We start from the raw sequence: 23,053 nt of genomic DNA, 5'->3' as shown, positions 1-23,053 counted from the left end.
CAGTGGCCGGTTTCTGCAGACGGGTTTCTGCGGTCGAAGGCGCGGTGAGGGCGGGCCGCTCGTTCAGAGGGGCGGGCGGACGTGGACGCGTACCCCCGTGGCTTCGCCCCGGAGCGTGGCGGCGACGGCCAGGGCCACGGCGCGGTCGGCGGCCCGGCGAACGGCGCGGCGGTGGCGTGGGGCGAAGGCGCTGGGCCGGGACGTGACCCGGGCGGGCGGTCGGGGCGTACGCAGTTCGACGCGGCCGCCGAGGTAGCCGCGACCCGCCTCGGCGAGCAAGCGCTGCGCGGTGTGCCTCGCCGTGCCGACGAGGCCGGTGGCGTCGTGGGACACCGTGACGGTGATGCCAGGGGCCTCGCGGACGGAGAAGCAGGCGTGGACGGCACGGTCCGCGCCGCGCCGCCGGTGCGCGGTCATGGCGTCACGCCCAGGGCCGAAGGCGCGGCGGCCGTGTGCTCGGGGTGGTGCGGCCGGCCTTCGGGCCACCACAGGTCCTCGGGACCCAGGGCGGCGACGCTGTACTTGCCCAACGCGCTGATGAGCAGCCGCAGTTCGAGAGCGATGCTGTCGACGAGGCGCTCCAGCCCGTGTTCCGGGTCCTCGTCGACCGCCACGAGGGCCGCTCGGCCCAGGCCGACGGCGGTGGCGCCCAGGGCGAGCGCGCGGACGGCACGGCCGCCTTCCCACATGCCGCCCGCGGCGAGGAGGCAGCCGCCGGGGCGGCCGATGCGGCGCAGGCATGCCGCGAGGGGCAGGCCGACGTGGTCGAGGAAGACGGCGGGGGCCCAGCCGGTGCCGCCTTCCGCGCCGTCGACGGTGACGGCGTCCGCTCCGGCGGCCCAGGCGGTGCGGGCGGCTTCGGCGATGTCGCGGCCGGGATGGAACTTCACCCAGGTGCGGGCCTTGGGGAAGTTGTTCCTCATGAAGCGCAGCTGCTGGCGGAGGATCTCGTCGGTGAAGGTCCCGGGAGTGGCGCAGCGCAGCCGGCGCTCGCCGTCCGGGTCGAGGACCTGGAGGACGGTGAAGCGGCGGGCGAGCTGCTCGGCCTCGGCACGGTCGACGACGGTCATGCCGCCGAGGCCGGGCTTGGCGCCCTGGCCCGTCTTCAGCTCGAAGGCGAGGCGGCCGGTCTCCAGGAGGGGCCGGAAGGCGGGGTCGCTGTAGAGGAGGTTCCAGACCTCGGAGTCGGCGTCCTCGGTGGACTGCTGGACGACGATGCCGCCGGTTCCGTCGGGTGCGGCGTCGAGGTAGGCCTCGACGCGGGCGAGGAGTGCGGAGCGGGTGGCGTCGCCGGCGCGGCGGTAGCCGTGCACGGGGATCATGTTCTCCCCGATGACCATGGGGATGCCGAGCCGGGCGGCCTGCCTGCTCGCGTGGACGGCGAGGTCGCCGCTGCCGGCGCGGGTGGAGCCGAAGGCGGACAGGTAGAGGGGCAGCCGGGCGGTGAAGCCGCCGACGCGGGAGCCGAGCTCGACGTCGGTGAACTCCGGTTCCCGGGCCAGGTCGATGAGCTTCTCCAGGCGCTGGGGCATGAAGACGGGCGGGACGATGCGCGCCCGGTCGAGCTCGTCGGCGGTGCCGGTCCCCGTACTCGGTCCGTACAGCTGTGTCCCGTACGTGGCGGAGTCGGGGAAGACCTCGGCGGTGCCGTTGCGGGCGCGGGCGCGGACGGCCCGCTCGGGGAAGCCGGGGGCGCCCAGGGCGGTCACGGGGCCACCACCCCGGGGAGCTTCGGGTAGGCGCTGACCTGCCAGAGGGCGTCGAGGCCGGTGAGGAAGCGGACGAGGCGCTGGAGGCCCATGCCGAATCCGGCGCTGGGCGGCATGCCGTCGCGGGCCTCCTGGAGGTACCAGGCGTACTTGGCGGGGTTCTCGCCACTCTCCCGCATGCGGGTGACGATGGTGGCGTAGTCGGCCTCGCGTTCGCTGCCGGAGACGAGTTCGCCGTATCCGTGGGGGGCGAGGAGGTCGAAGTTGCGCAGGACGCCGGGGCGGTCGGGGTCCTCGCGGTCGTAGAAGCCCCGGGAGCCCTTGGGGTAGTCGTTGACGAAGAAGGGGCGGTCGCTCTCCAGGGAGAGGAGCCGCTCGCCGGCCCAGTCGATCTCGCCGTCGGGGTTCTGCGGGTGGCCGGCGGCGCGGAGGCGGGCGACGGCGTCGTCGTGGGTGCAGACGTCGTACTTGCCGGCGCGGATGTCGGCGAAGTCGCCTTCGATCCGGCCGAGTTCGCCGAGGATCTCGGGGACCGCGGTCCACACGTGCTCGGTGACGTGGGTGAGCAGGCCGGCGGCGATCTCCTGGGCGTCCTCGCGGGTGCCGTCGGCGATCTCCACGTCGATCTGGTGGAACTCGACGAGGTGACGGCCGGTGCCGGCGGTCTCCTCGGGCTCGACGCGCACGTTGGGGGCGACGTAGAAGAGCCGGGGGAAGCCGCGGAGCGACGCCTGCTTGTAGAGGATCGCGCTGGTCATGAGCTTGTACGGGTGGCCGTAGTAGTCGACGTCGAGGGCCTTGGCGCCGCGGCCGCCGGGGTCGGTGACCGGGCCGACGAGCGGGGGCAGCAGCTCGGTGAAGCCCTCGCCGCGCAGGAACGCGCGGGCGGCGTGGAGGGCCTCCTGCTGCACGAGCATGGCGGCGCGCAGCCGGGGCGAGCGGAGGTGTTCGCCCAGCGGGGGCGGAGTGGTCGCTGCGCCGGTGGGGTCGGTCATGACGGGGCTCCTGTTCGGTGGCGTGGGTGCGTGCGGGTTCGGCTCGGAGAGGGAGCCGGGCGCCTCGGACGGCGAGCGGTCGGCTCAGACGGTGAGCGGGGTGGCCTGGGGTCGGTCGTGGCCGTCGCCGGTGTCGCGATGGCGGGGGCTGTCGTACCGGTCGGCGACGTGGTGGAGGGCGGCGAGCAGGCCCGCCGAGGTGAGGGGGGCGGCGTCGGCCGCCCTGTCCGGGCGGATCGGCATGGCGCCGGTCCGGGCCCAGCGGAGCCGTCCCCCGGGGTCGACGAAGCCCAGGGACCTGCCGGCGTTGTCGGGGTGGAGGCAGAAGGGCACGTCCAGGAGCCCTCGTTCGAAGGCGGTCGGCAGCGCCAGGGAAAGGTCGGGGTGGAGGCCGAGGACGGTCTCGACGAGGGTGCGGGCCTCCGCGTACACCTCGCCGTACCCGTCGGCCGCGGGGCCGGACGCCGGCGGTCCGGCGAGGGCGGCGGCCGCGGCGGCGGTCTCCAGGGCGCGGACGTTCTCCTCGACGGTCGGGATGCGATGGGCCTCCGCGGTGGTCTTCACGATGAGCCGGCCCGCGCCGGAGCGCACCGCGAGCCGGGCGGAGGCCTCCAGGAGGCGGGTGGCGCCCTGCTCGGTGCGCGGGTAGACGCCCATGTACGTGTAGAGGACGACATGGTGGTCCACGCCGTCGGGCAGGAACTCGGCGGCGAGCCGGTGCAGGGCGCGCAGGGCCTCCTCGTCCTGGGCCGGATCGGTCTGCTGGGCGTAGCTCAGCGACACGCTGCGCAGCCCGAACTGTGCGAAGAACAGGCACTCCAGGACGCTCGTGGCCACCAGGAGGCCCGGCGGGCAGAGCTGGCCGAGGAGGCAGCCGCCGAAGCTCTCCAGATGGGGGACGGCGCCGGGCCGCGCCCCGGTGGCGAGCAGCTCGCAGGCCCGGGCCCAGGCGGTGACGGACTCCCGCAGGGGGGTGCGGCCGTAGGGCAGGCAGTACGAGACGGGGCCGCCTTCGGTGGCGTCGAGGCCGGCGGCGGTGAGCGCCCGGACGATGGCCAGGGGGCGGGCGGAGCCGTGCCTGACCTGTACGGGGAAGTCGGCGTCGAACAGCCCGTCGAGGACGGCCCGGGTGGTGGCCGGTGAGTGCGCGGCGATCGGATAGCCGTTGAGGCGGCTTCCCTCGGCCACGGCGGCGCGGGCGGCGGCGAGGTCGCCGACACGGGTGTAGCTGTCGACGGTCAGGGTGCCGGCGGTGTGCGCGGTGGCGGCCCTGGTGCGGGCGAGCCCGGCCCGCATGCGGGCGGGGTCGTCGAAGCCCATGCGGGGCTGGACGACGAGCCGGCCGGCCGCCGCGGACGCCGCGACGAAGCGGCCGAAGTCCGGGGCGGGGACGGGGGCGGTGGCGGTGGCCGGGGCGGTCAAGCCGGCACCTCCCTGCGGGCGCGGGCGGCGAGGAACTCCCGCAGGGCGTCGAGGTCCTCGCCGAGGACGGCGTCGCAACCGGCCTCCGTGAGGCGGGCCACGTCCGCCTCCTGCCGGTGTCCGGCGACACCGAGCTTGCCGCCGAGCACGACGGGGAGTCCGGCCAGGGCGGGTTCCGCGCGCAGCCGGCGGACGGCGGCGAGTCCGTCGCGGTATCCGTGCCCGTTGACACTGCTGAGCACCACCGCGTCCGGCGCGTGCCGCAGACAGCCGGCGACCAGCAACTCGGCGGGGGCGCAGGGACCGAGCCCCACGACGTCGTGGCCCTGTTCCTCGAGGAAGAGACGGAGATACACGAGATTCCATGTATGGGAATCCGATGCGGTTCCGCTCAGAAGTATCTTCATGGGTCGAGGATAGATTTCCGGGGATTCCGGAAGGGGAAGTACGACCGGCAGGAGGGACCGGCACTTTCCTTCCGGAATTCCGCATGGAAAAAGCGCCGTGCCCCGCATCGGCTGCGGGGCACGGCGCTTCGGTCGCGCGGGTGTCAGGCGTACTGGGCGACGAGACTGCGGGGGCGGATGTCGGTCCAGTGGGCGGTGATGTACTCCAGCGCCTCGGCGCGGTCACCGGCGCCCCAGACGCTGGTCCAGCCGGCCGGGATGTCCGCGAAGGCGGGCCACAGGGAGTGCTGGCCCTCGTCGTTCACGACGACGTGGAAGGTTCCCTCGGCGTTGTCGAACGGGTTGACGGACTCGCTCATGACTGACTCCTCGTTTCTTCCTTCTGAAGCGCGGAGAGTTTCTCCGCGACTATTCTTCCGATCGTTTCGAGAGGTTCCGGTTCGGTCATCTGAAGGTGGCCGCATTCGACGGTGTGATGGTCGACGACACCCTCGGTGAAGGGAATCCAGGTGGCTGCGAGAGCGCCTTCCGGCTCCCCCGGCCGGCGGGCGGCGAAGAACACCGTGTCCGCGTCGGCGACGCCCGGGACGTGCCGTGCCATGAGTGCGGCATGGGTCTCGGAGGCGCGGAGCACCGCGCGGAGTTCGGCGTCGGAGAACCCGGCGAGGACGGGGTCCTCGCGGCGGATCTCCTCGATCGCCGCGGCGGGATCCACCGCTTCCGCCGTCCGTTCCTCGGGCGGGAGTACGGAGACGCTGCCGGGTCCGGTCTGGTGGACGTCCATCAGCGCGAGCAGTTCGACCCGCTCGCCGGCCTCGCGGAGCCGTACCGCCATGGTGTGGGCGACGAGACCGCCGTACGACCAGCCGAGCAGCCGGTACGGGCCCCAGGGCTGGACCTGCCGGATCTGCTCCAGGTAGTCGTCGGCCATCGCCTCGACACTGCGCGGCCGGTGGCCGGGCTCGCTCAGCGCGCGGGCCTGGAGCGCGTACAGCGGCTGGTCGTCGCCCAGGTGGCGGGCGAGGCCGGCGTAGGACCAGCCGACGCCCGTACCGGGGTGGACGCAGAAGAGCGGGCGGCGGGTGCCGCGGGTGCTGAGCGGCAGCAGGACGCCCAGGGCGGCGGCCGTGCCGTCGTCGTCCTCGGGCGAGCCGAGCAGCCCGGCGGGGGTGGGCGTGCGGAACAGGTCGCGGACGGTGCGCTCGATGCCGAGGACGCCGCGGACGCGGTTGACGAGGCGGACGCCGAGGAGCGAGTGGCCGCCCAGGGCGAAGAAGTTGTCGTCGATGCCGACGCGGGGTACGTCGAGGATCTCGGCGAACAGCGCGCAGAGCACCTCCTCGCGGGCGTTGCGGGGCTGCCGCCCGCCCTCGGCGGCGGCCGGGCGGTGCGGAGCGGGGAGCGCCGTGCGGTCGGGTTTGCCGTTGACCGTGAGCGGCAGGGCGTCGAGGACGACGACGGCGGAGGGCACGAGGTGTTCGGGGAGCGTGGCGCGCGCGTCGGCGAGCAGCTCGTCGATCAGGTCGGACTCGGTGGCCGGGGAGCCCTGCGCGTCCGCCGTGTCCCCCGTGTTCGCCGTGTTCGCTGCGTTCGCCGTGTCCGCTGCGTTCGCTGCGTTCACCCGCGGGACGACGTACGCCACGAGGGTCTTGTCGCCGGGCCGGTCCTCGCGGACCACGACGAGCGCCTGGCCGACCGAGGGATGCGCGGCGAGGGCGCGTTCGACCTCGCCGGGTTCGATCCGTACGCCGCGCAGCTTGATCTGGCCGTCCGCCCTTCCGAGGAACCGGAGTTCGCCGGCGGCGGTCCACAGCACGCGGTCGCCCGTGCGGTACATGCGGCTGCCGTCGCCCTCGAACGGGTCGGGGACGAACCGCTCGGCGGTCAGCCCGGCCCGGCCGACGTATCCGCGGGCCACGTGCGAGCCGGCGATGTACAGTTCGCCGGGGACGCCCGGCGGGACGGGGCGCAGCGCGTCGTCGAGGACGTGGCTGCGGGTGTTGTCCATCGGCCGCCCGAGGTGGAGACCTGCGCCGCGCAGAACCCGTTCGCCCGTGCCGAACCACTGGTTGTGGGAGGCGAAGGTGGTCTCGGTGGGCCCGTAGGAGTGGACCAGGACGGTGTCCGGGCAGTGGGCGAGGACCCGTTGGACGGCGGCCGGGTTGGCGACGTCTCCGCCGGTCCACACCTCGCGCAGCAGCCGCAGGGTGTCCAGGCCCTCGTCCGCCATGACGTGGAAGAGGCCGACGGTGAAGTAGGCGGCGGTGACGCCGTGTTCGCGGACGGCGCGGGCGGTCTCGGCCAGGTCCGTGCCGTCGCCCGGGGTGAGGACGAGGCTGCCGCCGTTGAGGAGCGGCACCCAGATCTCGAAGACGGAGGCGTCGAAACCGGTGGCCGAGTGGACCAGCATCCGGTGCGGTCCACCGGACCGGACGTCACGGTCGCCGGCGAGCTCCACCACGTTGCGGTGGGTGACACCGACACCCTTCGGCCGGCCCGTCGAACCGGACGTGAACATCACGTACATCAGGTCGTCCCCCGTGGCGGGGATGTCCTCGGCGAGGGGCTCCCCCGTGCCGGGAGCGTCCACGAGCAGGACGGTCGGGGCGACGGCGTCGGCAGCGGGCTCCTCGTCGGCGGCCACCGGCCGGAACCTCGCGTGCTCCTCGTCGGTCGCCACCAGCCGTACCCCGGCGTCCTCCACCATCAGACGGAGTCGGGCCTCCGGCAGCCGCGGGTCCAGGGGAAGGTAGGCGGCGCCGCACCTGAGGACCGCGAGGGCCGTCACCACCAGGGACGCCCCGCGTTCGAGGAGGACGCCGACGGTGTCGCCGCGGCGCACCCCGGCGGCCCGGAGGCGGGCGGCCAGCGCGGCGGCTCGGGCGTCCAGACCTCCGTAGCCGACGGTCTCCTCGTCGGTGATCAGCGCGGGCGCGTCGGGTGTCAGCGCGGCCCGGCGGGCGATCAGCTCGTGGATCGTCTCCGCGGCTCCGGGAGCCGGGGTGGCGGTGTCGTTGTACTCGCTGACGAGCCGGAACCGGTCGGCGGCGGTGAACAGGTCCACGTCCCCGATCCGTACGCCGGGATCGGCGGCCACGACGCGGAGGGTCTGCTCCAGATGGGCGGCGAGCAGCGCGGCGGTGGGGGCGTCGAACAGGTCCGTGGCGTACTCCAGACCGCCGGCCAGACCGGCGGGCAGGCCTTCCGCGTCCCGGCGCTCACCCAGGGCGAAGGTCAGGTCGAACTTGGTGGACACGGTGTCGAGGAGCGCCGGTCCGCCCTCCTGGAAGAGGCGCTTCGCGGCTGCCGCGCCGGGGGCGTCGCCCGTGTAGTCGTGGTGGAGCTGGACGACGACCTGGGCCAGCGGCTGGTGAGCGGTGGTGCGGACGGGGTTGAGGTGCTCGACGACCCGGTCGAAGGGGAGCTCCTGGTGCCCGTAGGCGGCGAGGTCGGTCTTCCGGACGCGTGCGAGGAGTTCGGTGAAGGTGGGGTCGCCGGAGGTGTCGGTGCGCAGGACCAGGGTGTTGACGAAGAAGCCGACCAGGCCGCCGAGGGTCTCGTCGTCGCGTCCCGCGGTCATGGTGGCGAGCGGCAGGTCGGTGCCCGCGCCGTGCCGGGTGAGGACGGCGGCGAGGGCGGCCTGCAGGACCATGAACAGGGTGGCGCCGCTGCGCCGTGCGACGGCTTCGAGGGCCTGGTGGGTGGTGGCGTCGAGGGCGACGGGGGCGCGTCCGCCGCGGTGGGTGGCCTCGGCGGGGCGGGGGCGGGCGGAGGGGAGTTCGAGTACGGCGGGGGCGCCGGCGAGGGTCTTCTCCCAGAACTCCAGATGGGCCGCGGCGGCCGGGCCGTCGATGAGGTCGCGCTGCCAGAGGGTGTAGTCGGCGTACTGGACGGGCAGCGGCGCCCAGTCGGGGTGACTGCCTTCGGCACGGGCCTGGTAGGCGGTGCCGAGGTCGGCGAGGAGGGGGCCGGTGGACCAGCCGTCGGCGGCGATGTGGTGGACGAGCAGGACGAGGACCTGTCCCCCGGCGTCGTCGGGGGTGAGGAGGGTGGCCCGCAGGGGTGTCTCCTCGGCCAGGTCGAAGACGTGTCCGGCGGCTTCGGCGACGGCGGCCTGGAGCCGCTCGGCGGAAACGGTCCGCACGTCGAGCGGGGGCCGGACGGTGGACAGGATGTCCTGGTGGGGTTCGCCGTCGACGGTCCGGTAGCGGGTCCGCAGTACCTCGTGGCGGTCGGAGAGGTCGGTGAGGGCCTGGGCCAGGGCGCCGGCGTCGAGGGGTTCGGTCGGCCTGAGGACGAGGGGGATGTTGTAGGAGGCGCTGGGGCCTTCGAGGGTGTCGATGAACCACAGCCTGCGCTGCGCGTACGACAGGGGGATCCGTCCGGGCCGGTCCGCGCGCGGGACGGGTCGGGGGCGCGAGGGCACGGCGGCCGTCTCGGTGCTGGTCCGGTCGGCGATGCGGCGGGCGAGGGCGTCGGGGGTGGGCGCGAGGAGCAGGTCGCGGACCTGGACGTCGGCGCCGAGGCGGGCGCGGATCCGGTTGGCGAGGCGCACCCCGCTCATGGAGTGGCCGCCGATGGTGAAGAAGCCCTCGTGGGGGCCGACCTCGTCGAGGCCGAGGACCTCGGCGAAGAGCTCCCGGAGGGTGTCGGTGTGGGCGGCGGGCGGCTCGGTGGTGGCGGGGACGGCCACCTCCGCGGGGGTCTCGGCGCTGCGGGCCCGCCGTTCGTCGAGGGCGCGCCGGGTCGCGGGTTCGACGAGGCCGATGTCCGGGATCCGGTCCTCGGGGCGCCGGGCGGCGGCGTGGAGCGCGCGCTCCAGGGCGGTGAGCAGGATGCGGGCGGTGTCCTCGTCGAGGACGTCGCGCGCGTACTCCAGGCCGAGCCGCAGTCCGGCGGGGGCGCCGTCGGCGTCGCGGAGTTCCTCGAAGGCGGCCGTGAGGTCGAACTTGGTGGTGGCCGGTCCTTCGCCGGCGAAGCGGCCGTCGATGGCGCCGAAGCGGAAGGGTCCGCCGTCGGGGCCCGTGGCGCGCAGGGTCAGCATCACCTGGAAGAGCGGGTGGACGCCGGGTGTGCGGGGCGGGTTGAGGTGCTCCACGAGGAGGTCGAAGGGGAGCCGCTGGTGGGCGAAGGCGGCGAGGTCGGTGTCGCGGACCCGGTGCAGGAGGTCGGTGAAGGCGGGGTCGCCGGAGGTGTCGGTGGGCAGGACGAGGGTGTTGACGAAGAAGCCGACGAGTTCGTCGAGGGCCTCGTCGTCGCGTCCGGCGACGGGGGTGCCGACCACGGTGCGCTCCCCGGCGCCGGACGCGCGCAGGGCGAGGGCGAGCGCGGCCTGCGCCACCATGAGCAGGCTGGCGTCGTGCTGCTCCGCGAGGCGGACGAGCCGTGCGTGGACGGCGGGTTCGACGGTGGCGGTCAGCAGACCGCCGTCGTGGCCGCGGACCGCGGGCCGGGGCCGGTCGAGGGGCAGGTCGGTCGCGGCGGGCAGCCCGTCCAGGGCCGCGCGCCAGTGGGCGAGGCCCCGGGCGGTGACGGACTCGGGGTCGTCGGCGTCGCCGAGGAGGTCGTTCTGCCAGAGCGTGTAGTCGGCGTACTGGACGGGCAGCGGCTCGCGTTCGGGCGCACGGCCCCCGGCGCGGGCGGCGTAGGCGTGGGCGAGGTCGGTCATCAGCGGTTCGAGGGACCAGCCGTCGCCGGCGACGTGGTGGAGCAGCACGGCCAGCGTGGCGCAGGAGCCGTCGTCCGGCAGGAACAGGGCGACGCGCAGCGGGAGTTCGCGGGACAGGTCGAAGGTCCCGGCGGTGAACCGGGCGACCCGCTCGGCGCGCTCCCCCGCCGGGCACTCGACGGTGCGCAGCCGGACGGCGGTGGGGGCGAGGACGTGCTGGTACGGCTCGTCCTCGGGGGCGAGGAAGACGGTGCGCAGTACTTCGTGCCGTTCGGCGACGTCGGTCACGGCGGCGGCGAGCGCGGCCGGATCGGGGGCGGTCTCCAGGTGGAGCACGATCGGCATGTTGTACGCGGCGGACGGTCCGTCGAGCTGTCCGACCAGCCACAGCCTGCGCTGGGCGTGGGAGAGCGGGACCCGGTCCTCGGCGGGGAGGGGCTCCTCGTGGACAACGGGCAGGCGGGGGTCGGCGGTGCGCAGGGCCTTGCGGTTGATCTTGCCGGAGCTGGTACGGGGCAGGGCGACGACGATCGAGACGGCGGGGACCGCGGCGGCGGGCATGCGCGCGCGTACCCAGTCGCGCAGCTCCTCCGCGCCCGTGCCGCCCTCGGTCACCACGAACGCGACGAGCCGCTTGACGCCGTCGCCGTCCTGCTGGGCGACGACCGCGGCCTCCCGGACCCCGGGGTGGCCGGCGAGGACGGAGTCGACGGCGGCGGGGTCGATGCGCTGGCCGCCGATCTTCACCTCGTCGTCGAGGCGGCCGTGGTACAGGATCTGCCGGTCCTCGCCGATGGTGACGAGATCGCCCGTGCGGTAGGCGCGTTCGCCGTCGAGCTCGGTGAAGCGGCGGGCGTTCAGTTCGGGCCGGTGGAGGTAGCCGCGGGTCAGGCCGCCGCCGAGCAGCCACAGTTCGCCGTCGACGACGGCGGCGCGGACGCCGGGCAGCGGGCGGCCGATGGGGATGGGCCCGGTGTCGTGGCGGCTGAGATCGGCCACGGTGGCGACGACGGTGGTCTCGGTGGGGCCGTAGCCGTTGAGGAGCCGGATCCGGTCGCCGACCAGGCCGCGCCACTGGGCGACGCGCTCGGGCAGGGCGGCCTCGCCGTAGATCATCACGGTGCGCAGAGCGGCGGGGAGGCGTACGGAGCCGGTGGTGAGGACGTAGACGAGCTCGTGCCAGTAGGCGGCGGGCAGGTCGAGGTAGGTGACGCCGTGCCGCTCGCAGCCGGCGAGGAGTTCGGCCACGTCGAGCATGTCGTCGGTGCGCAGGACGAGGGTGCCGCCGGCCCCGAGGGTCGCGAAGATCTCCTGGATGCTGGCGTCGAAGTGCAGCGGGCTGAACTGGAGGACGACGTCCCCGGGTCCGATGCCGTACGCGGGGATCGCGCCGGCGATGAAGTGCGCGAGGGAGTCGTGGGCGACGACCACGCCGTTGGGGGTGCCGGTGGAGCCGGAGGTGTAGATGACGTAGGCCGCGCCCTCTCCGGCGCCGGGCCCGCCGAGGACGAGCTCGCCGTGCCGTGCGACGCCGGCCGGGGTGGGGGCGAGGTCGCCGCAGGCGTCCTTGAGGATGGCCTCGTTGCGGGCGTCGGGGGCCTGGATGTCGAGGGGCAGATAGGCGGCGCCGGTGCGGAGGACGGCGAGCAGACCGACGATCGCGTCGATGCCGCGGGGCCGGTGCAGGGCGACCAGACGGCCCGGTCCCGCGCCCTGTGCGGCGAGCTCGCGGGCCCGGTCCCGTACGGTGGCGTCGAGCTCGGCGTAGGTGAGACGGGCGTCGGCGTGGACGAGGGCGGGGGCGTCGGGGCGGGTACGCGTCTGATGGGCGATCAGGTCGAGCACGGGCGGGGCGGGGGCGGGAGAGGGTCCGCCGTCGAGCAGGTCGTCCGTTCTGCTGGGGGGCATGCTGAGTTCCTCCGGTAAAGGGCCGAGAGACCGGGGCGAACGGTTCCTCTCGCCTCCGTGCCGTCCACGCTAGGCGCGGGGCGCTGCCGGTCGGGGCAGTCGGCCCGGCAGCTCGAACCGGCAGGCCGCCGGGGGGAGCTGCCGGTGGGGGTGCGGCCGGGCAGTCCCCGGCGCGGGCCCGCGCCGGGGCGGGCGGCACCTCGGTCCGCTGCGTGTGGGGCCCGCGCCCGGCTGGGGCGGCGCCCTGGCCCACCCCGTGCGGGCCCGCACCGGGCTGGGCGGCGCCACCGCCCGTGCTGGGCGGGGCCCTGGCCCGCCCCCGTGCGGGCAATCGTCCCTCCCCCAGACTTCGTCCGGGGGGACCCCCAGGGCGGGACGGGTGGGCACACGGGACGGCGCCCTCTAGCGGCGCCTCCGCGTTCCGAGCCTGGACCCGCACCCCATGTGCACCGAGCGGGTGGTGCGGGTCCAGGCGCGTAAGCCTCTGGCGCCGGCAAGGGCGCCGTCCGTTGTGCCCACCCGTTCCGCCCCTTGCGGAACGTCTGCCCACAACGGGGGGGGGCACCGCCCCGGCGGAACGCATGCCCACAACGGGGGGCACCGCCCCGGCGCCGACGAACGGGCGCCCGCGACCGCGTGGGGTCGTCAGTTGGGGTGGCGGGTGCCTGCCGTCGTGCGGCGGCGCAGCGCCGGGCCCGGCGCCGAGCGGTCGGCGTCGGCCAACCGGTGGGCGAGGGACGCCGCCGTCGGGTTGCGGAAGACGTCCCGCAGGGTCAGGTCCTGCCCGAACTCGGCACGGATCCGGTTGAGCAGCCGCACCGCGAGCAGCGAGTGCCCGCCCGACTTGAAGAAGTTGTCGTCCCGGCCGAGAGGCCGCCCGCCGAGGACGTCCCGGAAGATCCCGAGGAGGTCCGCCTCCCTGCGGTCCGGGCCCCGCGTCTCCGCCTCGGGCAGGGCGCCGGCCTCCGCGCCGGGCGCGGGCAGCCGGGGCACGACGACGACACGGGCAGGCGCCAGGTACTCCGGCAGCCGCTCGGCCGCCCAGCCCCGCAGCGTCGCCTCGTCGGCCCCGCCCGGCAGGCGGGTGACGTAGGCGTACAGCCGGTCGTCGCGGACGGCGACGGCCGCTCCGGTCACGTGCGGATGCCGACCGAGCACGTCCTCGACGTGGCCGGGCTCGACCGGGTAGCCGCCCACGGTGACGGTGGCCACGGGCCGCAGCGCCCCGTCGGCCCGGGCGAACGCCCTGCGGCCGGTGGCCCGCAGGCCACCCCCGGGGGTCCGTTCGTGGACCTCGCCCGGCACCCGTACCGGCGCGGGACGGCCCCGCTCGTCCAGGACCACGGCCCTGTCGGCGGGGGCCGACGGGCCGTACGCCACGCCGGAGAGCGCGGAGCCCGGGTCGGCGGCCAGTGCGTCGAGCGTCTCGGCGAGACGTCCGGCCAGGAGAGCCGCGGTGTCGGCGTCGTAGAGGGCGGTGGCGTATTCCAGGGCGCCCCGCAGGCCGGCCGGTCCGCCGTCCGCGTCGACGAGTTCGGTGAGCGCGAAGGTGAGGTCGGACTTGGCGCCCACCGCGCTGAACGCGACCGGTTCGCCGTCGAAGACGGACGCGGCCCCGGTCCCGGTCCCGGTCGCCGCAGCGTTGACCTGCAGCATCACCTGGACGAGCGGCGCGTGGGCGGCGGAGCGGTGCGGGCTGAGGTGTTCGACGAGCCGGTCGAAGGGGAGGTCCTGGTGGCTGTACGCGGCGAGCCCGGACTCGCGGACCCGGCGCACCAGCTCGGTGAAGTCGGGGTCGCCGGAGGTGTCGGTGCGCAGCACCAGCGTGTTGACGAAGAAGCCGACGAGGGGGTGCAGGGCGTCGTCCGCGCGCCCCGCGACGGTGGTGCCGATCGCGAGGTCGGTGCCCGCCCCGTGCCGGGTGAGGAGGGCCGCGAGGGCGGCCTGCACGACCATGAAGAGGGTCGCTCCGTTGGCCCGCGCGACGCGCAGCAGCGCCCGGTGGGTGGCGGCGCTCACCTCGAAGGCGGTGAGCGCGCCGGCCCCGTCGCTCTCGGCGGGACGCGGCCGGTCGGTGGGCAGGGCGAGGAGCGGGGGCAGCCCGTCGAGGGCGTCGCGCCAGTGGGCCAGTTGTTCACCGGCGACACCGTGTGCGCCGTCGAGGAGGTCGTGCTGCCAGAGGGTGTAGTCGGTGTACTGGACGGGCAGCGGCTCCGCGTCGGGAGCGCGTCCCTCGGCGCGGGCGCGGTAGGCGGTGTCCAGGTCGGCGAGCAGGCAGTCGGTGGACCAGCCGTCGCCTGCGATGTGGTGGACGAGCAGCACCATCACCTGACCGCCGCCGTCGTCCGTCACGAGCCAGGCCCGGAACGGGATCTCGGCGGCCAGGTCGAACACGTACCCGGCGGCCGCGTCGACGGCCGTGCGAAGGGCGTCCGGGCCCTCGGCCCTGACCTCCTGGAGCACGGGCGCCGCACCGGCGAGGACCTGCTGGTACGGCTCGCCGTCGGCCGTCCGGTAGACGGTGCGCAGCACCTCGTGCCGGTCGGCGACGTCCACCAGGGCGGCGGCGAGAGTGGCCGGGTCGACGGGGCGGCGCAGCCGGGTCACGACGGGAATGTTGTACGTGGCGCTGGGGCCTTCGAGGCGGTTGAGGAACCAGAGCCGGAGCTGGGCGGCGGACAGGGGGACGCGTGCGGGCCGCAGCGCGTCGGGAACGGGCAGGAGCGGGGGGCGGGCGGGCCCGTCGCCCCGCTCGTCGAGGCGGCGGAGCAGCTGCCGGGGTGTGGGGGCGAGGAAGACGTCACGGATCGCGGCCTGGAGACCGAGGGCGCCGCGGATGCGGTTGGTGAGCTTGCCGGCGAGCAGGGAGTGCCCGCCGAGCTTGAAGAAGTTGTCACCGGAGCGCACGTCGTCACGGCCCAGGATCTCCGCGAACAGGCCGTTCAGGATCTCCTCGCGGGGATCCGTCACGGCACGCGCCCCCGTCCCGCGGCCGTCCGAGGTCGTTCCGTGCTCCTTCCGGGCCGGCGCGAGCGCGTCGTGCCGGCGGTCGAGCCCCCGGCGCTCCTCGTCGGTGAGCAGCTCGATCCCGCTCAGCGGCGTGTCGTCGGCCCGCTCGGCGAAGACGGTCAGGGCCCGCCCGAACAGCGACAGCAGGAGCGCCGCGGTGTCCTCGTCGTACAGGTCCGTGGCGTACTGCAGACCGAGCAGCACTCCCCCGGGTTCGCCGTCGGGGTCGTGCGTCTCGACGCAGTGGAAGGCGAGGTCGAACTTGGCTCCGGCGAGGTCGGCGCCGTCCGTGACGCCGGCGATGCCGCCGAGGCGGACGGCCGTGTCCTGCGCGGTCTGTGCGCTGACCATCACCTGGAAGAAGGGGTGACGGCCGAGGGAGCGTTCGGGGTTGAGGGCCTCGACCAGGAGGTCGAACGGCAGGTCGTCGTGGGCGAAGGCCGCGAGGTCCCCGTCCCGCACGCGTCGCACGAGGTCGGCGAGGGTGGGGTCGCCGGACAGATCGGTGCGCAGGGCAAGGGTGTTCACGAAGAACCCGACCAGCGCGTCCAGGTCCTCCTCGGGCCGGCCCGCGACGGCCGTGCCGACGACCACGTCGTCGCCCGCGCCCGCCGCCCGCAGGGCCAGGGCCAGCGCGGCCCGGACGACCATGAAGAAGGTGACCCGGCGGCTGCGGGCGACACGGGCGAGCGCCTTGTGCACCAGGGCGTCGAGCTCGGCCGTCACCAGCGCGCCACGGTGGCTCGGCTCGGTGGGCCGGGGCCGGTCGGCGGGGAGCCGCGTCTCGGCCGGGATCCCGTCCAGCGCCTTGCGCCAGTACGCCAACTGGGCGTCGCGGACGCCGTGTTCGCCGTCGAGGAGCTCGCCCTGCCAGAGGGCGTAGTCGGTGTACTGGACGGGCAGTGGCGCCCAGTCCGGAGCACGCCCCTCGCCGCGGGCGCGGTAGGCGGTGTCCAGGTCGGCGAGCAGGGAGCCCACCGACCAGCCGTCGGTGGCGATGTGGTGGATCGACAGGACGAGGACGGCCGTCCCGTCCGCGACGGTGAACAGCCGCACCCCGAGGGGTAGTCCACGCGTCACGTCCAGCGGGATCCTGGCGAAGTCGGTCGCCCGCGCCTGCGCCTCCTCACGCGTGGCGCACGCCTCGGCCTCGACCCGTACCTCCGGAGCGTCGAGGACACGCTGGTACGGCTCCCCGTCCCGTACCGGATAGACCGTCCGCAGCACCTCGTGACGCCGCATCACATCCCGTACGGCCGCCTCCAGGACGGTCGTGTCGGGTTGCGCCTCCAGGTGGAGCACCATCGGCGCGTTGTACGCCGGGGAGGCGCCTTCGAGCCGGTTGAGGAACCACAGGCGGCGCTGGGCGTACGAGAGGGGGATCGGGTCGGGACGGTGCTCGTCCGGCACCGGCCGCAGGGCCGGACGGCGGGGTCCGTCGCCGCGTGCGCCGAGGCGGCGGAGCAGCTGCCGGGGTGTGGGGGCGAGGAAGACGTCACGGATCGCGGCCTGGAGGCCGAGGGCGCCGCGGATGCGGTTGGTGAGCTTGCCGGCGAGCAGGGAGTGCCCGCCGAGCTTGAAGAAGTTGTCACCGGAGCGCACGTCGTCACGGCCCAGGATCTCCGCGAACAGGCCGTTCAGGATCTCCTCGCGGGGATCCGTCACGGAGCGGGCCGCGGCACGCTCCTGCCGGTGCGTGGTGCGCTTCCGTGCCGCCTCGGCCAGGGCCCGGTGGCGGTGGTCGAGGCCGTCGCGCTCGGCGTCCGTGAGGAGCGGGATCCTGCTGAGGGGGGTGGTGTCCTCCTCTTCGGCGAAGGCCGTCAGCGCACGCCGGAACAGTGCGAGCAGGAGCCGGGCGGTGTCCTCGTCGTACAGGTCCGTCGCGTACTGCAGACCGAGCAGCAGTCCGCCGGGATCGCCCCCGGCGTCGAGCGTCTCCTGGCAGTGGAAGCTCAGGTCGAACTTGGCGGTGGCCAGGTCGGCTTCGTCGAGGACGGCGGGGACGGACCCGAGGCGGACGGTCTCCCCCTCCCGCCGGGCCTGCGCGCTCAGCATGACCTGGAAGAACGGGTGCCGGCCGAGGGAGCGTTCGGGGTTGAGGTCCTCGACCAGGAGGTCGAACGGCAGGTCCTCGTGCGCGAACGCCACGAGGTCCGCGTCCCGGACGCGGTCCACGAGCGCCCCGAGGCCGGGGTCCCCGGAGAGGTCCGTGCGCAGGGCCAGGGTGTTCACGAAGAAGCCGACGAGCTCGTGCAGGTCCTCTTCCGGCCGGCCCGCCACCGGGGTGCCGACCACCACGTCGTCCCCCGCGCCCGCCGCCCTCAGGGCGAGGGACAGGGCGGCGCGGGCCACCAGGAAGAACGTGCCGCGTCGACCGCGCGCGACGGCGGTGAGCGCCCGGTGGGTCGCGGCGTCGAGCTCCGCCGAGACCACCGCGCCACGGTGGCTCGGCTCCGTGGGCCGGGGCCGGTCGGCCGGCAGCCGCGTCTCGGCCGGGATGCCGTCCAGGACCTTGCGCCAGTGGGTGAGCTGTTCGTGCGCGGTGCTGTCGGGGTCCTCGGGGTCTCCGAGCATGTCCCGCTGCCACAGCGCGTAGTCCGCGTACTGGACGGGCAGCGGCTCCCAGCCGGGTGCGCGGCCCTCGGCGCGGGCGCGGTAGGCGGTGTCGAGGTCGGCGAGCAGGCAGCCCACCGACCAGCCGTCCGTGGCGATGTGGTGCACGAGGAGCACCAGGAGGGCCGTCCCGTCCGCGACCTTGAACAGCCTCGCCCGGAGGGGCAGTTCGCGCGTGATGTCGACGGGGGTCCGGGCGAACTCCGTCGCCCCGGCCGCCGCGTCCTCGCCCGTCGCGCACTCCTCCACCTCGAAGCGCACGTCGGCGTCGTCGAGGATCTTCTGGTACGGCTCCTCGTCCCGGGCCGGGTACACGGTCCGGAGCACCTCGTGACGCTCCACCACGTCCCGTACCGCCGCGTGCAGCGCCGCCGGGTCGGGCACGGATCCGAGCCGGAGCACCACGGGCGCGTTGTAGGCCGGGGAGGCGCCCTCGAGCCGGTTCAGGAACCACAGTCGGCGCTGGGCGTAGGACAGGGGGATCACGGTTGCTGCTCCTCGTGAGTGGCGGGGGCGGGCGGGTCGAGCGGCGACAGGGGCCGGGGTTCCGGCGGTGGCCGGGGTGCGCGCGGGTGCTGCGGTCAGGCATCCCGGGCGGCCAGGAGCTCCTCGATGTGGGCGGCGAGGTCGCGCAGCCGCGGGTGGGCGTACACGGCCTTGACGGGGAGCGCCACGGACAGCTCGGCGCGCACGCGGGAGACGAGCTTGATGGCGAGCAGCGAGTGGCCGCCCAGCTTGAAGAAGTTGTCGTCCGGGCCGATCGACGCGGCGCCGAGGACCTGGGTCCACACGCGCCCGATCAGCTCCTCCGCACGGCCGTTCAGTCCGTCGGCACCCGTCGCCCGCGGCCCGGTCTCCGCCGGGGTCTCCGGACGCGTGGGCAGCGCGGACCGGTCGAGCTTGCCGCTGGGCGTCGTGGCGAACCGGTCCACCGCGACGTACACGCTCGGCACCATGTAGGCGGGCAGGCCGTCCGAGAGCGCGGCGCGCAGGGCGGTGGCGTCGCCGCCCCGGTGGTAGGCGATCAGGGTGGCGGTGCCGCCGGCGTCCTCGCCGAGGATCACGGCCGCTTCGGCGACGCCGTCCACCCGGGTGAGGGCGGCCTCGATCTCCGGGAGTTCGATGCGGTGGCCGCGCAGCTTGACCTGGCCGTCGGCGCGGCCGAGGTAGACCAGTCGGCTGTCGGGAAGCAGCCGGCAGCGGTCGCCGGTGCGGTACATGCGCCCGCCGGAGGCATCCGCGGAGAGGTCGGCGACGAAACGTTCCGCCGTCAGTCCGGGGCGGCGCCGGTAGCCTCGGCCCACGCGCGGGCCCGCGAGGTACAGCTCGCCGGACTCCCCCGGCCCGACCGGGGCGAGCTTCTCGTCGAGCAGGAGCATCCGGAGCCCCGGCAGGACGGCGCCGATGTGCGGCTCGCCGGGAGCGTCGATCCAGCCGGCGGTGGCGTCGACGGTGCACTCGGTCGGCCCGTACACGTTGAGCGCGCGCAGCAGCCCGGACCGGTGGGCGGCGGCGAGCCGGTCCCACAGCGCCGGGCTGATCGCCTCGCCGCCCACGAGGAGGGTCAGCGGGCGCGGTCCGCCGTCCTCGGTGAGCAGGTCGAGCAGCGGGTCGGCGTGGGAGGGGGTGATGTCCAGGTCGGTGAGGGACTGCTCGTCGACGAAGGCGGCGAGCAGCGACGGGTCGCGGCGGGTCTCCTCGTCGATCATGACGAGGGTGTCGCCCCGGCAGAGTCGCGTCCACTGCTGCACGGAGGCGTCGAACGAGGGGGAGGCGTTCCAGCCGACCCTGCGCCCCTCGCCGGTGGCGGCGCCCGCCTCCTCCAGCTCCTCCAGGAGCAGCGAAGCAGCGGCGCGGCCGATCTCCACGCCCTTGGGCCGGCCGGTGGAACCGGAGGTGTAGATGACATAGGCGAGCGTGTCGGCGGTGACGGGGACGGGCGTGTACGGGTACGGGGCCGGGTCGCCGCCGAGCGCGGCCGTCAGCTCGGCGACCGTCACGGCGCGGGCGCCGGGGGCCGAGGAGCCGTCCGTACCGTCCGTACCGTCCACGATCACCAGGTCGGCACCGGAGTCCTCGACGAGGTAGCGGCGGCGGTCGGCGGGCAGCGCCGGGTCGACCGGCAGGTAGGCGGCGCCGGCGGTGAGCGTGCCGATGATCGCGGTGACCAGGGCGGCGCTCCGGGGCAGGCAGAGCGCCACGACGCTCTCCGGACCGATGCCGAGGGCGCCGAGCCGGGCGGCGAACACGGCTGCGCGGCCCCGGAGTTCGTCGAAGGTGAGGCGGTCGTCACCGGCGACGACGGCCGTGCGGTCGCCGGGGGCGGTGGAGAGCCGGGCGAGGAGGTCGGCCGCGCCGGTGCCGGCGGCAGCCGCGGCGGTCGTGGGGGCCGGGGCGAGCGGGGAGGACGGGGCGGTGGTGGGGCGCTCGGGGAGGACGGCGGTCATGGCGGGGCTCACCTTCCGTACAGGGTGGTGGAGGGGGCGGAGGTCGGGGAGCAGTCGGACAGCCGTACCGGCTCGCCCATGGCGACGACGATCTTCCGGTCTCCGGTGTACGACTCCCGGCCGTGCGCGCAGAGGATGTTGTCGACGAGCATCAGGTCGCCGGCCTGCCAGCTCTCCCGCAGGGTCACCGCCTGGTACACGTCGTTGACGGCGTCCACCTCGGCGTCGGTGAGGGCCGTGCCGTCGCCCAGGCGGGTGTCGAAGGGCAGACCGTCCGCGCCGAAGGTGTCGGTGAGGACCTCGCGGACGTCCTCGTCGAGGCTGCGGGCGTTCCAGAAGGCGAAGTGGTTGAACCAGGAGCGCTCGCCGGTGACCGGGTGGCTGATGATCGCGGACCTGCGCTGGCGGGTCCGCAGGGTGTCCTCGTCGAGCCATTCGTAGCCGATGGCGTGGGCGTCGCAGTACTCCTCGGCGCCCGCGGGTTCCTCCGACGAGAAGGCCTTGCGCCAGGGCATGCCCGCCAGGTCCGAGTAGTTGCGCACGAGGAGCCAGCCGGCCTCGGCGAACCGTGCGACCAGGTCCTGCGGCAGCATCGCGAGGGCCTTGCGCATGTCGCCGACGGTGGTCGCGCCGCCGGTCTCGGGGGCGGTGAGGCAGCCGAAGAGCAGCACGCCGGGGAAGTCGAGGGTGTAGCTGTTCTCGTTGTGCAGCCGGATCGCCTGGGCGGCCGGCAGGTCGGTCGAGGAGAACACCCCTTCGCCGAAGTCGCTGCGCGGGGTGGCCTTCTCCTTGTAGCCGGCGCGCTGGGCGATCAGCGCGTCCCGCGCCTCGGCGAAGGACTCCGTGTCCGTGACCGGGAGCCCGCGCAGCATGACCGCGCCGGAGCGGTGCAGTTCGGCCCGGATGGCGGGGAGCTGGGCGGACAGCCAGGCGGTGGCCTCGGCCATGGTGTCGAAGGCGGGGGTGTGGACGAGGGCCGGCTTGCCGGGCTCCCGGACGACGGTGAGGTCGGTGAGGTCGGTGACTGCCGAGCTCGGGGCGTACGCGGTCATGGTGGGTGGTCTCCTCGTATCAGGTGACGTGGGGGCTCAGGCGTTGGTGGGGGCGGGGGCGTGCAGGGTCTCCAGGACCGGGTTCAGGCGGGCGAAGAAGCCGGGCAGGTCCTGCTGGAAGTAGAAGTGGTCGCCGGTCAGCACCTCGGGCACGATCGGGTGTCCGGCGACGAGGGACCAGCCGTCGAGCATGTCGACGGGGACGATCGGGTCCGCGTCCCCGCCGAACACCGCGACCGGGCAGTCGAGCCGGACGGCCGGGGCGGTGCAGCGGTAGGCGTCGTCGATGGCGAAGTCGGCGCGGATGGAGGGCAGGACGATCTCGCGGAGCTCCTCGTCGTCGAGGATGCCGTCGTCCGTACCGCCCCGCTCCTTGATGGCCGCGACCAGCTCGTCGTCGTCGAGCCGCTCCGGGTGCACCGGGCACTGGTTGGGCAGCACCGGCGCCCGGCAGGCGGAGGCGATCAGACCCTGCGGAGTACGGCCGACCGCCTGGAGGGCGCGGGTCACCTCGAAGGCGACCAGGGAACCCATGCTGTGCCCGAGCACCACCAGCGCACCGGTGTCCGCCGGGAGCGCGTCGACCACGGGCAGCGCCAGGTCGTCGACGGACTCGGGCAGGTCCTCGCTGAAGCGGGCGCCTCGGCCCGGGTACTGGCCGATGAGCAGCCGCACATCGGCCGGGAGGTGCTCGCGCCACTCGCTGTACGCGTGCGCGTTGCCTCCGGCGTGCGGCAGCACGAGCAGCGACAGGCGGTGCGGCAGGTCGCCGGGCATGTCCCAGACGACGTCTTCGGGGGCGGGGGTCGGGGAGGTGTTCATCAGCTGATCCGTTCTGTCGCGGTGGCGGTCTCGGAGACCGTCTCGGTCGTGGTGCGGCGGCGCAGGGCGGGACGGGCCTTCCTCGCCGGCGCGGCCTTCAGGGATTCGATGTGCTCGGCGAGCCGGGCGGGGGTCGGGTGCTGGAAGACGTCGCGGATGGTGAGCCGGACGTCGAGGGCACCGGCGATGTGGTTGGTGAGGCGGGCGCCCAGGAGGGAGTGGCCGCCGTGGTGGAAGAAGTCGTCGTCGATGGTGAGACCGGAGGGGGTGTCGAGGGTGCGGGCGAAGAGACCGAGGAGCGTCTCCTCCAGCGGGGTGCGCGGGGCGCGGCCGGCGGAGGCGGCGGGGGTCGGCGCGGGCAGGGCGCGCTTGTCGACCTTTCCGTTCGGGGTCAGCGGCAGCCGCTCCAGGACCACGAGGTGGGTGGGGACGAGGTGATCGGGCAGCCGGTCGGCCACGTGCCGCCGGATCTCGTACGGGTCCCCGTCGGTGACGACGTAGGCGGCGAGCTGCTCCTGGTGGACGGTGACGACGGCCTGGGTCACGGCGGGGTGCGTGAGGAGCGCGGCCTCGGTCTCACCGGGCTCGACACGGAAACCACGGATCTTGATCTGGTCGTCCGCCCGGCCGTCGTAGTGCAGCTGACCATGGCGGTCGAAGTGGGCCAGGTCCCCGGTCCGGTACAGCCGATCCCCCTCTGCACCGAACGGGTTCGGTACGAAGCGGGTCGCGGTCAGATCGGACCGGCCCAGGTATCCATGGGCGATACCGTCGCCGGCCAAGTACAGCTCACCGGTCACGCCCGGCGCGCACAGATTCAGACGGGGGTCGAGGACAAAGGCGGCCTTGTTCACGAGCGGCACGCCGACCGGGATCAGCGTGTCGCCGGCCTCGACCGTGTAAGTCGTCGTGAAGCCCATCGACTCGGCCGGACCGTAGCCGTTGACGACCCTGATCCCCGGCTTCAGCTCCCGGAGCTTGTGAACATGCGCGGGGGAAGC

Annotated in this window: 12 protein-coding genes; all 12 read right to left on the bottom strand. The window is 74.6% G+C overall.

The genetic code is table 11. The features are described 5' to 3' along the window. Window positions 1-63 precede the first annotated feature (63 nt). Complete coding sequence (locus ABT041_RS34385) at window positions 64-417, bottom strand: hypothetical protein (RefSeq protein WP_351191964.1); 354 nt, start codon at window positions 415-417, stop codon at window positions 64-66. Further along, a complete protein-coding gene (locus tag ABT041_RS34380) occupies window positions 414-1,709 on the bottom strand; it encodes a glutamate synthase-related protein (RefSeq protein WP_351191962.1) in 1,296 nt (431 codons plus the stop codon). The genes ABT041_RS34385 and ABT041_RS34380 overlap by 4 nt, the downstream gene beginning before the upstream one ends. Then, window positions 1,706-2,704 carry an asparagine synthetase A gene (locus ABT041_RS34375; RefSeq protein WP_351191960.1) on the bottom strand — a complete coding sequence of 333 codons (999 nt, stop codon included), beginning with the start codon at window positions 2,702-2,704 and terminating at the stop codon, window positions 1,706-1,708. Before ABT041_RS34375 ends, ABT041_RS34380 begins: the two co-directional genes overlap by 4 nt. Window positions 2,705-2,788: 84 nt before the next feature. Further along, window positions 2,789-4,126 carry a methylaspartate mutase gene (locus tag ABT041_RS34370; RefSeq protein ID WP_351191958.1) on the bottom strand — a complete coding sequence of 446 codons (1,338 nt, stop codon included), beginning with the start codon at window positions 4,124-4,126 and terminating at the stop codon, window positions 2,789-2,791. Further along, the gene (locus tag ABT041_RS34365; RefSeq protein ID WP_351191956.1) at window positions 4,123-4,533 is read right to left on the bottom strand and encodes a cobalamin B12-binding domain-containing protein; all 411 of its coding nucleotides are present in this window, start codon (window positions 4,531-4,533) and stop codon (window positions 4,123-4,125) included. The genes ABT041_RS34370 and ABT041_RS34365 overlap by 4 nt, the downstream gene beginning before the upstream one ends. Window positions 4,534-4,676: 143 nt before the next feature. Then, window positions 4,677-4,892 carry an MbtH family protein gene (locus ABT041_RS34360; protein ID WP_351191954.1) on the bottom strand — a complete coding sequence of 72 codons (216 nt, stop codon included), beginning with the start codon at window positions 4,890-4,892 and terminating at the stop codon, window positions 4,677-4,679. After that, window positions 4,889-12,109, bottom strand: coding sequence for a non-ribosomal peptide synthetase (locus ABT041_RS34355; RefSeq protein WP_351191952.1), 7,221 nt, complete (start codon window positions 12,107-12,109; stop codon window positions 4,889-4,891). Before ABT041_RS34355 ends, ABT041_RS34360 begins: the two co-directional genes overlap by 4 nt. Window positions 12,110-12,754: 645 nt before the next feature. Further along, window positions 12,755-18,217, bottom strand: a complete 5,463-nt coding sequence (locus ABT041_RS34350; RefSeq protein WP_351191950.1) for a condensation domain-containing protein — start codon at window positions 18,215-18,217, stop codon at window positions 12,755-12,757. 95 nt (window positions 18,218-18,312) lie between these two features. Then, window positions 18,313-20,178, bottom strand: a complete 1,866-nt coding sequence (locus ABT041_RS34345; RefSeq protein ID WP_351191948.1) for a non-ribosomal peptide synthetase — start codon at window positions 20,176-20,178, stop codon at window positions 18,313-18,315. An 8-nt stretch (window positions 20,179-20,186) separates the two neighbouring features. Further along, a complete protein-coding gene (locus ABT041_RS34340) occupies window positions 20,187-21,230 on the bottom strand; it encodes a TauD/TfdA family dioxygenase (protein ID WP_351191946.1) in 1,044 nt (347 codons plus the stop codon). Between the two features lie 36 nt (window positions 21,231-21,266). Further along, a complete protein-coding gene (locus ABT041_RS34335) occupies window positions 21,267-22,052 on the bottom strand; it encodes a thioesterase II family protein (RefSeq protein WP_351191944.1) in 786 nt (261 codons plus the stop codon). After that, on the bottom strand, window positions 22,052-23,053 hold a 1,002-nt coding region (locus ABT041_RS34330; RefSeq protein WP_351191942.1), incomplete at its 5' end, for a non-ribosomal peptide synthetase. The genes ABT041_RS34330 and ABT041_RS34335, both read right to left, overlap by 1 nt.

This window comes from Streptomyces sp. NPDC002825 (assembly GCF_040295385.1).
GTDB lineage: Bacteria > Actinomycetota > Actinomycetes > Streptomycetales > Streptomycetaceae > Streptomyces.
This window is presented reverse-complemented; position numbering and strand designations above follow the sequence as displayed.